General features: G+C 40.7%; 16 protein-coding genes. 10 read left to right on the plus strand and 6 right to left on the minus strand.

Features of this window, described 5'->3' with window-relative positions:
* Window positions 1–245 precede the first annotated feature (245 nt).
* The 4 genes from QT711_RS06270 to QT711_RS06285 form a co-directional block, all read right to left on the minus strand.
* Window positions 246–1,424 carry a pyridoxal phosphate-dependent aminotransferase gene (locus QT711_RS06270; RefSeq protein WP_317942700.1) on the minus strand — a complete coding sequence of 393 codons (1,179 nt, stop codon included), beginning with the start codon at window positions 1,422–1,424 and terminating at the stop codon, window positions 246–248.
* Between the two features lie 147 nt (window positions 1,425–1,571).
* On the minus strand, window positions 1,572–2,306 hold the full coding sequence (locus QT711_RS06275) for a hypothetical protein (RefSeq protein ID WP_317942701.1): 735 nt from the start codon (window positions 2,304–2,306) through the stop codon (window positions 1,572–1,574).
* Between the two features lie 135 nt (window positions 2,307–2,441).
* Window positions 2,442–4,259, minus strand: a complete 1,818-nt coding sequence (gene pepF, locus QT711_RS06280; RefSeq protein ID WP_317942702.1) for an oligoendopeptidase F — start codon at window positions 4,257–4,259, stop codon at window positions 2,442–2,444.
* An 89-nt stretch (window positions 4,260–4,348) separates the two neighbouring features.
* A complete protein-coding gene (locus QT711_RS06285; protein WP_317942704.1) occupies window positions 4,349–4,654 on the minus strand; it encodes a hypothetical protein in 306 nt (101 codons plus the stop codon).
* A gap of 61 nt (window positions 4,655–4,715) precedes the next feature.
* Between QT711_RS06285 and QT711_RS06290 the strand changes: the two genes are divergently transcribed.
* Both QT711_RS06290 and QT711_RS06295 read left to right on the plus strand, forming a co-directional pair.
* Window positions 4,716–5,129 carry an NUDIX hydrolase gene (locus QT711_RS06290; protein ID WP_317942706.1) on the plus strand — a complete coding sequence of 138 codons (414 nt, stop codon included), beginning with the start codon at window positions 4,716–4,718 and terminating at the stop codon, window positions 5,127–5,129.
* Window positions 5,130–5,243: 114 nt separating this feature from the next.
* Window positions 5,244–5,690 carry an NUDIX hydrolase gene (locus QT711_RS06295; RefSeq protein ID WP_317942708.1) on the plus strand — a complete coding sequence of 149 codons (447 nt, stop codon included), beginning with the start codon at window positions 5,244–5,246 and terminating at the stop codon, window positions 5,688–5,690.
* A gap of 564 nt (window positions 5,691–6,254) precedes the next feature.
* Here QT711_RS06295 and QT711_RS06300 read toward each other — a convergent pair.
* Window positions 6,255–6,698, minus strand: a complete 444-nt coding sequence (locus QT711_RS06300) for a hypothetical protein (RefSeq protein WP_317942709.1) — start codon at window positions 6,696–6,698, stop codon at window positions 6,255–6,257.
* Between the two features lie 228 nt (window positions 6,699–6,926).
* Between QT711_RS06300 and QT711_RS06305 the strand changes: the two genes are divergently transcribed.
* The 8 genes from QT711_RS06305 (at window position 6,927) to QT711_RS06340 (ending at window position 12,579) form a co-directional block, all read left to right on the plus strand.
* Window positions 6,927–7,409, plus strand: a complete 483-nt coding sequence (locus QT711_RS06305; protein WP_317942711.1) for a PaaI family thioesterase — start codon at window positions 6,927–6,929, stop codon at window positions 7,407–7,409.
* A 142-nt stretch (window positions 7,410–7,551) separates the two neighbouring features.
* Window positions 7,552–7,782: a hypothetical protein gene (locus QT711_RS06310; RefSeq protein ID WP_317942713.1), complete on the plus strand. Its 231-nt coding sequence runs from the start codon at window positions 7,552–7,554 to the stop codon at window positions 7,780–7,782.
* A 17-nt stretch (window positions 7,783–7,799) separates the two neighbouring features.
* Window positions 7,800–8,189, plus strand: coding sequence for a DnaJ family domain-containing protein (locus QT711_RS06315; RefSeq protein ID WP_317942714.1), 390 nt, complete (start codon window positions 7,800–7,802; stop codon window positions 8,187–8,189).
* A 95-nt stretch (window positions 8,190–8,284) separates the two neighbouring features.
* Entirely contained in the window at window positions 8,285–9,442 is a 1,158-nt protein-coding gene (nagZ, locus tag QT711_RS06320) for a beta-N-acetylhexosaminidase (RefSeq protein ID WP_317942715.1), read from the plus strand.
* Between the two features lie 56 nt (window positions 9,443–9,498).
* Window positions 9,499–9,804: a DUF4870 domain-containing protein gene (locus tag QT711_RS06325; RefSeq protein ID WP_317942717.1), complete on the plus strand. Its 306-nt coding sequence runs from the start codon at window positions 9,499–9,501 to the stop codon at window positions 9,802–9,804.
* A 24-nt stretch (window positions 9,805–9,828) separates the two neighbouring features.
* Window positions 9,829–10,275, plus strand: coding sequence for a hypothetical protein (locus QT711_RS06330; protein WP_317942719.1), 447 nt, complete (start codon window positions 9,829–9,831; stop codon window positions 10,273–10,275).
* A gap of 259 nt (window positions 10,276–10,534) precedes the next feature.
* Window positions 10,535–11,770 carry a dicarboxylate/amino acid:cation symporter gene (locus QT711_RS06335; protein ID WP_317942721.1) on the plus strand — a complete coding sequence of 412 codons (1,236 nt, stop codon included), beginning with the start codon at window positions 10,535–10,537 and terminating at the stop codon, window positions 11,768–11,770.
* 185 nt (window positions 11,771–11,955) lie between these two features.
* On the plus strand, window positions 11,956–12,579 hold the full coding sequence (locus QT711_RS06340; RefSeq protein WP_317942722.1) for a YitT family protein: 624 nt from the start codon (window positions 11,956–11,958) through the stop codon (window positions 12,577–12,579).
* A 223-nt stretch (window positions 12,580–12,802) separates the two neighbouring features.
* Here the strand turns inward: QT711_RS06340 and QT711_RS06345 are convergent, their stop codons facing one another.
* Entirely contained in the window at window positions 12,803–13,171 is a 369-nt protein-coding gene (locus QT711_RS06345; RefSeq protein ID WP_317942723.1) for a hypothetical protein, read from the minus strand.
* Between the last annotated feature and the right edge of the window lie 132 nt (window positions 13,172–13,303).

Here is a 13,303-nt window from a genome sequence, read left to right on the forward strand (position 1 = left end):
GTCACAAACTGAAGCCTTTCCTTAGGGAGAGGTTTTTTTATGTGAATAAAAATCTGGGTTTTTGCGTTGAAATAGGAGAAACTCCTCTAATAATCTATCTATTCAACATTTTTATCGTTCTATCGTTCACTTTTTCCATTCTATCAATTACTTTCACAATTCTACCGATCATTTTAGGTCTTTACTCTCACAATGCACTCAAAAAAAAGGACGTCGCAACCCGTCCTTCCGTTTTCTACAAAAGCTCAAACACAACTATTCGAAAATATCCCTAACTTCTCAATCCGTCCAACCGCTTCTTTTATCCGCTCTTCGCTCGCCAACAAACCAACGCGAACGTATCCTTCACCGTGTTTCCCGAAACCATGACCTGGTGCAACGACGACACCTGCTTTTTCAAGTAAAATATCGGCAAACGTCTCACTTGTATAGCCTTCTGGAACGGGAAGCCAAGCGAAGAAGGAAGCTTTCGGTGCATCGACTGCCCATCCGATCCGTCTGCATTCATCAATTAACATATTCCGTCGTCCTTCATATAATGCGGTCAACTCTTTCACGCATGTCTGGTCTTCGGCTAACGCTGCAATGGCCGCATGTTGAATAGCAGGGAAGATACTGATGAATAAATAATTTTGGATTTGATTAATCGCTTCGATCATTTCCGCATTGCCCACTGCGAATGCAACACGCCAGCCGGCCATGTTATACGTTTTGGACAATGTATACATTTCAATGCCAACTTCTTTTGCTCCTTCAGCTTGTAAGAAACTAACCGGTTTTTGACCGTCAAATCCAATACCACCGTACGCCATATCATGGAGGACGAAAATCGCATTTTCTTTGGCAAAAGAGACTGTTTCGTTAAAAAACGGTATGGTTGCCACCGCGCTCGTCGGGTTGTTCGGGTAATTCAGATACATCATTTTTGCCTGTCTTCGCGTTTCATCTGACAAGGAGTTGAAATTCGGTAAGAAACCATTCTGTTCAAGAAGGGGCATCGTCTCATAGCGGATATTCGCCAAGCTGACGCCTGATAAATAATCCGGATATCCGGGATCTGGTAATAAGAGCAGCTCGCCTTCATTCATCATTGCGAGTGGCAATTCCACGAGCCCGATTTTGGAACCACCGATGATGGCAACTTCTGTTTCAGGATCTACTTCGACGTTATATTCCCGTTTGTAGAAATCTGCCACAGCTTGTCTAAATTGTGGAATCCCTTTAAACGGTGAATAACCATGGGTATCTGGGCGCTCGGCTGCTTGTTGTAGTGCTGTAATGATATGCGGGGGTGTCGGTTGGTCTGGATTACCTCTGCCAAGATTAATAATGTCCATTCCTGCTGCTTTGGCAGCCTCTACTTTCTTTACTAATGTAGAAAAAAAATGGGGTGGCATGTTCTTCACACGGTTCGAAATCAGCATGTAACAACCTCTTTTTCGTATTTTTTTAACTTGTCTGACTAGGTGTTGCTTTCATTCTACTATATGCTTGATAGGAAACTCAACATGAACATGAACTCGACAGAAAAAGCTGCTAATCCTTTAACAGTCAAGGATAGCAGCTTATGATTATTTTTGATTCATGACAAAAGTCAATAATGAAATCCAATGTTCGGCGTCTTGTTTTACTGATGTATAGCTTGCTGATTTGCGTTTTAACCGTTTATCAAGATTGGAGTAAAACCGGACAATGCGATAAGGCTTTTCCTCATCATCAAGCAGTACTTTCATTTCCAACGTTGCCACTTTACGATAAATGACCTTTCGGATTAAGGTGGACTTGTTCGTAATGATTTGCTCGACGGATTGACCAAGTTCCTCAATTCTTTCGATCGTTTTTGGTGCTTCATTCACGACAGTTTGTTGCCTTGTCCCGTTTTCAAACAATTCAACAGCTAATAGTTGTTGGTATGTATACGATTTAACCGTATAAGGCATATGTAAATACGCTTTTGTAAGCGGTTTTCCATCACTTGTTTCAGGTTCCCAAAAGTAAATGCGGCGATTTTTTTCATCCACAGCTATTTTGGACAATAAATCATAGGAGACAAATGCGTGTGATTCGTTGTATTTGGGTGAAGTAGGCTTAAATGAATTCAAATAATCGAGCTGTTTCTGCTTCACTTTTTGTTCTGCTCTACTTGACAAATTTAAGAACAATACACCGAACCCAAAGAACAGCGCAAAGAAAGTGAAGCCAGGAATGATGGCATCCGTATTTAACAAGTAGACTAACAAGCCAATTCCTATTATTGGTGCAAGACACCCAAAACGTATATACCAATTGGATTGCGCGGAAGGCAAGAAGAATCCCTCTTTTCAAAAATGGTTTTTGTACACTAGCTATCATATCGAACTATTTAATCCGTGACAACATTGAGAAAGCTGCCAATTTACCGAAGTTACGATAATTGGCAGCTAAGCAATGAAAGACCGTTGTTAAATTGTGACTCCCTCAATTTCTTCTGTCAATTCTACGAGTTGGTCAATCAAATCACCGATATACGCGATTGTATCTTTCAATGGTTGTTCAGTCGTAATATCGACACCAGCCATTTTTGACAGTTCGGCAGGAGGTTTCGTCCCACCAGCTTGTAACACTTTTAACCAATCTTCAACAGCAGGTTGTCCTTCAGATAGGATTCGCTTGGAAACTTGTGTTGAAATGGTTAAGCCTGCACTATACGTATAAGGATACAAGCCCATATAGTAATGAGGTTGGCGCATCCAAGTTAACTCTGCACCTTCATTGATTTTGACATCATCGCCCCAGAACTCTTCTAATACGCCACGTTTCAAATTGTTCAAGACGTTTGCATTCACGCTACCGCCTGCATCAATACGCTCGTATACTTTTCTTTGGTACGCCGCTTCCAATAAATGCGTTACAAAGTTGTGGTAATACGTACGTGCTACAATTGATGAAATGACCCAACGCTTGAATTTCGGATCGTCTGAATTTGATAACAAATGGTTGGCAACAAGCATTTCATTCATCGTAGATGGTGCTTCTATGAAGTAAGTGGACGGTCGTGAATTAAAATAGTTTTGGTGTTGATGCGCATTGTAAAAATGTCCAGCATGTCCAAGTTCATGAGCAAGTACGAATACATCTTCCATACTACCTGTCCAAGAGATTAATATATACGGATGGGTTCCATATGGGCTTGAACAGAAAGCACCCGTTGATTTCCCAACGTTTTGTGCAAAATCCGTCCAACGTTCATCATACGAGCGGTTCACCATGTCCATATAGTCGTCACCCATGATGGCAAGGGATTCTTTAATGTATTTCTTTGATTCTTCAATTGTAATTTTAGGCTCGTAATTCGGATCTAACGGCACTTTTAAATCTGAAAAAGTCATTTCATCCAGACAATGGACTTTTTGAAGGAGCTTCGCGTATTTACGCATATGTGGTGCGAGCTCATTCATGATCAAATCAATTTGGCGGTCATACATGGATCGGTCGACTTCTTGATTGAACAAAAGGGAGTCAAACACTGTATCATAACCACGTAGATCTGAAATGGTCTTTTCTTTTTGCAATTGCATATCATACGTCTTCGCTTGTGTATGTTGGTACTCTTTCAGCTTCGCATGGAACGCATCATATGCGGCTCTTCGCTTTTCAGTATCAGGTTCTTGTTCCCAGCCACCTTCAAAAGAGATATAGCTGAGTGGGAACTTCTCTCCATGCACTTCAAAATCATCAAATTTCATATCGACTAATTTTGTCGTATCGTATAATCCGTAAGGTGCGTTTAATACCGATGATAGGGCCGCTAACGTACGCTCAACTTCCGGATGTAGTTTATAAGGTTTTTGGCGAATCAATTCTTCCAAGTAATTTTTGTATTCGGCGGATTGTTCCATCGCTTTTTCCAATAACTCAATCGGTAATTCTGAAATCTCACTTGAGAAGAAAGCCAGTTGACTACCCAATTTTGAAGCAATTGAACCGAATTTGCTTGCACGCATTTGTGCTTCATCGTTCGTTTGATCGACGCTGAGTGCCAAGTTCGTATAAGCTCCGATTGGCACCAATTTACCCATAATCGCAGCGTATCCGTCAATCGCTTCGATAACGGAAGAGTCATCCGTCATGTTGCCTTTGAAGCGTTCAGCAAAAGCAGCGACTGTAGCTTGTACATCTTTAATCGCTTCGTTATAAGCATCTTCTGTTTTAAATAAATCCTCTAGATTCCATGTTTCTTCAACTGCTACTGCTGAACGTGGTGGTAAGCTTTTAACCATTCTCATCTCTCCCTTATTACGGTATTCGAACTAATTACAGTATATAGTAGTATGCTAGAAAAGGGAAATGAATGTGAACATTCAGGCACTCAATTTTTTCGTGTAGACAACCGGGCAATTTCATCCGCAACGACAAATGCCAAGTCTTCATTTCCAAATAGCTGAAGAACGTCAAGCATTGTTTCATTGTCAATGAACAACTCGTCAACAGAAGCGTCTGCTTCCACAATTTCCTTCAAACGCTCGTTTTGTTGTTGGTGAGGATAAGCTGTTTTGTAAAGCGTTTGTGCATCTAACTTGTGATTGTTGCACCACTGTACAAACAGACGAATCATCAGTGTCTCATCTTCTTGATATTTTTGAATAACACGTTCGTCAATATTTTCAAACTTCATTGTTTTCGCCTCCAAGGATAAGCTATGATTCTTAGTATATATGAAAAGGGGGATGAAATTCGTGAATCGTGTCGATGTTGTTTACGTATTGATTGTAAAAGAAGGAAAAGTGCTAATGGTGAAGAATAAGAAGTATACGAATTGGACGTTACCAGGTGGTGGTGTTGAAAAAGGTGAAACGTTGGAGCAAGCTGCCATTCGAGAAGTATGGGAGGAAACGGGATTAACCGTAACGCTCGGAAAGCTTCTTGCTGTCAATGAAACATTCAGACGACAAGAAAATAATCATGTGCTGTTTTTCACTTTTATAGGTGAAGCGACTGAAGGCGAAGTTGCAGTTCAAGACCAGGCTGGCATTTTGGAAGCTGCATGGATGGAGTTAGATATTGCGAATAGAGAATTACCTTATTACGAAGGGGGAATTGAAGAACTATTGAAGGCATCAATTCCTTATTGTTATCAAGGGGTGCAGTAACCTGTGAAATTCCACCGAATGAATGGCGCAGTATGGAAGTTGTGCATATAGATTGATGTAAGACTAAAATTTATATCATCGGAGATACCACAGTTTATCGGAAGGGGGAATGAGTTGGATTATATTAAAGATTTACGAGCAATAGTAGGTAATCGCCCGCTTCTCTTAACTGGCGTAGGAGTAGGTGTGTTTAACTCGAAAGGTGAAATTCTTTTACAGAAAAATGCGGATGGACGTTGGGGAATTCCTGGGGGGTTCATGGAACTAGGTGAATCAGCTGAAGAAACAGGTAGACGGGAAGTTTTTGAAGAGACAGGAATCCACATTGGTGAATTGAAACTAGTAACCGTCGTATCGGGATCAAAAACACATACAGTCTTAAAAAATGGACACGAGTATTATTCAGTCACCATCATTTATGCAACTACAGACATTCGTGGCGGAGAATTGCGCGCAGATGGCGTCGAAACAACAGAAGTCGGATATTTTCCACTGACTAATATGCCTGAAACGCTAAATCCTAGAGTACGGGAGATGATTCTCCAATATGCGATGCGATAGTAAATTAAAGATTGAAGAGCGTATAAGCGAAAGAATGGAGCATACATGGAACCGAGTACAAAACCTTGGTACCATGTGTTTTTTGTATTTTGTCGATTTCCAGCAATTTTTCCACTTCAAACATACTGAAACCTTAGCGAGGCTCGCGGCGCATCACAATACTCCCGTCGCGTCACAACATAACTGGCTCGCATCACAACGTAACCAGCCCGTAACACAACATAACCCGCTCGCGTCGCAACGCTCCGTTCGTAACACAACGTAATGAGCTCGCATCGCAACGTAACGTGCTCGTATCACAACGTAACCTGCTCGTATCACAACGCTCCGTTCGTAACACAACGTAATGAGTTCGCATCGCAACGTAATGAGCTCGCATCGCAACGTAACCTGCTCGTATCACAACGCTCCGTTCGTAACACAACGTAATGAGCTCGCATCACAACGTAAGCTGCCCGTATCACAACATAACCCGCTCGCAACGCAACACTCCCACGCGATAACATCACAAAAACCTTCTCTCCAAACAAGAGGGAAGGTTTGCTCACTACACGCTATCCACATTCATGATTTGTTGCTGACAATAAATCGCACGATCCAATCGACATCGAGTGGTCCGTCTACGATTTCATAGTAAAGCTCGGAGTTTTGAATAATCATGTTTTCCGCAATGACAATTGTGAGGCTGTTCCCATCTCGATCTTGGAGTGTTATACGAAGTTCGTCGATATTGTCGTCAGGGTCAATTTCCTCGGGTTTGAGTTTCTGAATCGTATAGTTTTGCAAAAAATCAAGGAGTTCATTCACTTCTTTTTCATCATCTACGACCCATGTTTCTGCTGGTGCGCCGAACATGGGAGGTTTTGAGAAGACGAGTGTATGAAATTCTGAGTGTGTTGTCTCCACGAGTTCACTAAACTTTTTCTGTTGGTACTCATTAAATGATTGGAGCATTGCATATGCTCCTCCAATTAGAAGGGCGGTCAGCAATAGGGCTCGCATTTTCATCCAATCAATCCCTCCTCGTCTGTCGTTTGTATAGTATACGCAGAGAAAATATTGCGGATTAGTACTCATGGTATATATGCGTGTCGATAATGTTTAATGCGTGCGGAGGGATGTTTAGTAGTAGTTTTAGTATGTAATGGATTTTTTCAATACTGCATCTGCAGAGATTTTAGAAGATTAATGTTATACTATTTTTCAAAGGAATGAAAATATGGAGGGGTGAAGAGGATGAAAAAGTATGTTGAGCATGCGATTCAAGATGGGTATGCGGATGATTTTGCTTGGTGTTATGGGTGTGGACGATTAAATGACGAGGGGCATCATTTTCGAACAGGATGGGATGGCGAGAAAACGGTTACATATTATGAGCCATCAGACAAACATACTGCGATTCCTGGATTTGTATATGGTGGTGTAATTGCATCTCTAGTGGACTGTCATGGAACAGGGTCCTGTGCGTTAGCACTTTATCGGAAAAATGGTCATGAACCAGGCGATGAAGCTGATGTACCGCGGTTTGTGACAGCTTCTTTACATGTTGATTACTTAAAACCTACGCCACAAGGGGTTTCATTAAAAGCGGTCGGCACGGTGGAAGAGATTCATCCGAAAAAATGGAAAGTCACAGTAGAAGTGTTTGCAGAAGATGTCGTATGTGCAAAAGGTGAAGTCGTCGGCGTTGTAATGCCTAAAACGTTCACTGCGAAATGATAACTGAATCAGTACAAGTGAAAGTAGTCTTTCTTGCCAATTGTCATATTATCATGTTAGCGAGACTATGTTGGACAAATCATGTGAAAGATACTCATGCAATCCGTTGTATGAAGTTTTTGGTGGAAGGACGGGAAATGGAATGATAGGGTTTGCAATTGTCGCGGTCGTCATGTGTGTACCAATTACAGCAATCATTACAGAGCATCAACGAAAAATGATGAAGATTAAAGCTGATATGCTGAAAGAAGAGTTGGAACTGGAGCGATTGAAGCAGCAGAATTTCATTATGGAAACAGAAAAGTTGAAGCTTGAACTTGAGCAGATGAAGCTGGATTATTCAAGTGGTAAGAATGATCTTATAAAACTTTAAACGAAGGTGTGATGGAGATGTCTGATGGGAATTCGATGCCGCCGTACAATGACTTGATTGGAGATATTTTAAAGAGCCATGCAAAAGAAGGGGGAATGGAAAACCTGAAAGGACAAGGAAAGCCATTGCCAAAAGAATACTTTTCGGGGGATACGTATCAACATTTTCAACGAATAGCAAAAGATGCAGGGTATAAACCGCATTGGCTGAAGCTTCAACATGAAATAAGAGATGAATTACATGCCATTTCAAGGTTACAAGCCGAGAACATTGGAGTAGATTTACAAAATCGTGTCATTGGATTAAACCAAAAGATTGACGAGCATAACAAACATTGTCCACCACCTATGCTGAAAGGTCGTGTGACAGTTGAATCCATTGAAAGAGCGAAAGAATTTTGGAAGTGACAGAAAGGCAATGGAATCCAAATATGTGCATACGTCTAGTTTACGTCCTTGCATGCCTTTTTCTACTTTTAACGGCTTGCTCACAACCGTCAACGATGCAAGATGAACAGACGATTCCTACGTTTTCGGAAAGAGAACAAGTGGCACCAATAGCTGATATGCCGGTATCCTACATTGATGAACAATTGGAAAAGATGTCTCTTGATGAGAAAATCGGTCAATTGATCATCGTAGGTATGAAAGGAAAGACATATGACGATGAACTCGACCGCCTCATTCGCCACTATCATGTAGGTGGCATCATTGTCTTAGGGAAGAACGTATCTACACCTACTGGCATTGTCCAGTTACTAAATGAAGCGAAAGTTGCTAACAAAGACTATTCCATTCCTTTATTCCTTTCGGTTGATGAAGAAGGTGGACGTGTATCGCGATTGCCAGCAGGTATGAAAAAACTACCTGCAGCTGCTTCAATTGGACAAAAAGAGGATGTAGCACTCGCTTACAAAAGTGGGGTATACCTTGCCGAGTTGCTCCATGCATTTGGATACAATACGAATTATGCACCTGTCCTGGATGTGAATAGTAATCCGAAAAATCCAGTCATCGGCGATCGTTCCTATTCGTCAAACCCGCAAATAGTAACACAACATGCACTTTCCGTTCGAAAGGGCATGGTTGATAATGGCGTTATTTCGATTGTGAAACATTTTCCCGGACATGGGGATACACACATTGATTCACATAAATCATTGCCCGTCATCGATAAAAATATCGACGAATTAATTGCAACGGAACTTGTACCATTCCAGCAAGCTATTGCTCAAGAAGTTGATGGCATCATGATTGCACACATCTTGTTTCCTGCACTAGATGTCACAAATCCGTCCTCGTTATCTAAGAAGGTCATAACCGATTTTCTCCGTGAAGAACTAGGTTACGAAGGGGTTGTGGTAACCGATGATTTAACGATGGGCGCAATAACGAATGCGTACACCGTTCCTGAAGCGGGCTTGCAAGCGTTCATTGCTGGAAGTGATCTTTTACTTATTGCTGGAGACTATGCCAATCAAGTCAAAACGATTGAAACTTTAAAAGATGCCGTATTTACAGGGACTATTTCTGAAGAACGCATTGACGAAAGTGTAAGAAGGATCTTAGAGCTGAAGCATCGTTACAATTTAGCAGACGACATTGTGGGGCAGATTGACGTAAATGCTTTGAACAAACAAGCGAAAGAAGCGCTACGTTGAATGAAACTTTTGCTATCACCTTCCGTATATAAAGGTAGATAGAGGGGGTTTAACTCATGGAAAAAACAGGTCTTAAGATATTGGTTCATGCAAGTGCATTTTTTGCACCATGCCTCGTGCCGTTTATATTGTATCTTGTCATTGATGATTTAGAAGTTAAGAGATTATCGATTCAGGCGTTATTGTTTCAATTAGTAATGGGGGCATTGATTTTTATTTCCGCTATTTTAGTCATTTTTCTGATTGGGATTCCGATGCTCATCGTATTTAGTTTGATGACCATTATTGTTCCAATTATCGGCATTGTGAAAGCAGTACAAGATGAACCGTATCAATACCCAATTGTCGGAAGATGGTTTTAAAGCAGTGTAGCAAAGGGGATATTCATGCGAAAATTTCCGATCGTCTTATTATTGATGTTTTTTCTTGCTTCTTCAGCGCATGCATTAGAATGGGCATACCCCTTTGTCGTTTGGAATGGGGATGTGTACGAGGTCAAATTGGAAGAGATGATTGAAGAAAGTGAGATCGGCAAAAGGTTAGGAGAAGTGGAGACGAAACCACATGAGATGACCGGTGATCATTACGGGAATGCTTCAAACTATTTTCCAATTGGAACGAACTATTATGAAATAAAAGGAATTTCTACATCCACAGCAATTGCTGTAGAGAATAATGAGCAATGGGTGGAGGCTGTTTATGCACATAAAGCTCCATTTCATATTAAAAATATCTTATCTAATGTGTTTTTGATCATCACTGTTGCTGCTCTCTTAATGATGGGAATGGTCTATTATGTTTATCGCAAGAATCGTTCTACTCGTCATGTATAGTGCCGTGTGAAGCCAAGAATCTCACCTTGGTTTTCACACGGCTTTTGTATTTGACCTTTACTAAACTACTTCACTCGAAAATTTACAATACTGTCTTCTTTCATTTCAAAAAATACTAGCTCCTTTCTTTGTGAGCTTTACACGATGAGAGCATCCTTTTTCTTCTGAGACCACGAATTTACTCATGTTTGTCCTCGAACTTGTATATGTTGGTATAAGAGAATTTTACGTACTGACTACACTGTGAAAGGGGAGAACGATGAAAGTTAAATTCAGTCTTGTGACGCAGATTTTTACTGCATTTGTTTTAGCGATTATTTTAGGTACATTTTTTGGCAGTTCCATCGATTTCTTAAAGCCTTTTGGCGAGCTGTTTTTACGATTAATTAAATTCATCATTGCACCGCTTATTTTATCGACGTTAGTCGTTGGAGTGGCAAGTACGACAGACCCGAAACAATTGGGAAGAATCGGGTTTAAAACAGTCGTTTACTATTTTGCGACGACTGCTGTGGCAATTGTCATCGGACTTGCAGTTGCATTTGCAATTTCACCAGGAGAAGGGGTATCAGTTTCTTCTGACGGTCTTGTTGCACCTGAAGCGGCAACGAAAGAACCACAGAGCCCAATAACCACACTGTTGCATATTGTCCCTGATAATCCATTCACTTCATTGGCAAATGGGAGTATCCTGCAGATTATTTTCTTTGCTTTATTTCTCGGAATTGGGATTACGTTAGTTGGTGAAAAAGCGCAGCCCGTGTTCAAGTTTTTTGAAGGGTTTGCAGAAGTGATGTATAAAATTACTGCGATTGTCATGAAAGTTGCGCCGATTGGCATTTTAGGCTTACTTGCTCCTGTTGTCGGTCAATATGGCCCATCTGTGTTATTGCCACTTCTAAAAGTGATTGTTGCAGTGTATGTAGCTTGTTTGTTGCATGCTGTCATTGTGTATTCAACAGCTGTGAAAACATTTGGCAAGATGAGTCCTAAAAAGTTCTTTAAAGGCATTTCACCTGCTGCATTAGTTGCATTTAGTACGGCAAGCAGCGCAGGTACCCTACCTGTTACGATTAAGAACACAAATGAAAACCTTGGCGTACCGAAAAAGATTTCGAGCTTCGTCTTGCCGTTAGGTGCAACCATAAATATGGATGGAACAGCCATCTATCAAGGGGTTGCAGTCATATTCATTGCACAGTTTTATAACTTAGAATTATCATTTCTGCAATTGTTGACGGTTGTCCTCATTACCATTTTAGCTTCCATTGGCACTGCAGGTGTTCCTGGCGCAGGGATGATTATGCTCGCGATGGTGCTCACTTCTGTCAATATGCCACTTGAAGGCATTGCGCTTATAGCAGGTATTGACCGGGTGCTGGATATGATGAGAACGTCTGTAAATGTTGTAGGGGATGCATCGGCAGCTGTTGTTGTAGCTGGTACTGAAACTGAAACTGAAACTGTGGAAGAAAAGCAAAGCGTAACGTCATAACGGTAGTATTTTGTTTAGAATTTCCTATGGATTAGTAATTTCATTTAAAAGAGTGTAGACAAAGCCATAAATCGACTTTGTCTACACGTTGACTGGAAGAAGATTACTTCATCCGCTAAAGAAGGAACTGTACATAATGAAAAACGTGTTCATTCCATATAAACGGGGGTTGTCCTATACAACATATGGTCGCATCTACAAATAGCCGAAAGAATGAGATGCTGAAAAGGGCAACGATGATTCTAATCGGCAGTTCATTTATTGCAATTGGTGTAAATGTATTCCTGCTCCCGAACAGTTTGATGGAAGGCGGAGCACTTGGCATTAGCTTATTACTTCATTATTTACAAGACGTAGAAGTGGGAAAGACTTTCTTGGCAATTAGCGTACCGATCTTCCTCGTCGCTTGGTTTTTGTATCGCCCTTTTTTCTACAATGGATTACATGGAATGCTTTGTTCTTCCTTATTCATCGATTTGTTTCATCCGTTGACAGTACTTGGAGGTTCAATATTTGTTGACCCAATTATTGAAGCTGCTATTGGTGGCTTCATTATAGGAACGGGTGTCGGTCTGATGTTATCAATGGATGTGAGCATTGGTGGCACTGATTTACTTGCGCAAATGATTGCGAATAAGATTTCCATCAATCCAGCGTTCATGATTTTTTTCTTCGACAGTTTTATTGTTGTGACAGGAAGTTATTTATTGAGCGGTATTTCCTTACTCCATTCAATCGTTACGGTACTCTGTGTCGGTTTAGCAGCAAGCTTTATTGCATCAAGGAAAGTTCGCGTTAAAAAATTTTAATCTTTTAGCTAAAGTACTGCTGAAGCAGGAACCTGATCAGCGAAGGATTCTAAAATGATATCGTATTTGTGTAATGAAACAATGCACCCTTGCTAGTCGAATAGTCCTGATTTGGTCATAACTGTGTGAATTCGATCGATAACTTCAAATTAAACTGACAGCTCACCCACAAATTGGAACATCCTCGACCAATTAGTGCGACGCATGAACAAACTAAGTTCTTTTACTGGAGCTTAGTTTTTTTGGTTTTGGACTGTTTAAAACCAGTAAAAGAATCGATTACGGTTGAAATGATGGATAGAAATCCAATGCCGAAAATAATCAGATTCACCTGATTTGATATATCTTCAGGGGATCGGCCAAAAACTTGCGACAACATGTCTGCTAAAAACGGATGAATGACCAATGGATTCAATAGTAGAATGATGATTAGTGCAATCCAGAAGACATTAATGACTAGATTGCCGAATGCAAGCTTTCGGGTCCAATGGATGGATGAAGCTTTGTAAGAGGAAAGGACAATTTCCAATGTCAATAAAAAAAGTGTGATGGGGAACAGAGTCATTACAGGAATTGAGTCAAAGAGCATCATAGCAATGTCCACCCTTTCGTAATCTGTACAATTGTTTTACCCGGAAATTTTGCGTCATAAAACGAAAACGATAAGAAAGCAAAATTTCTGAGATATCCCCATTGTGCCTACTAATTACGCTATACTATACAT

The sequence above is a fragment of the Sporosarcina saromensis genome (assembly GCF_033253735.1).
In the GTDB taxonomy this organism is placed as follows: domain Bacteria; phylum Bacillota; class Bacilli; order Bacillales_A; family Planococcaceae; genus Sporosarcina; species Sporosarcina saromensis.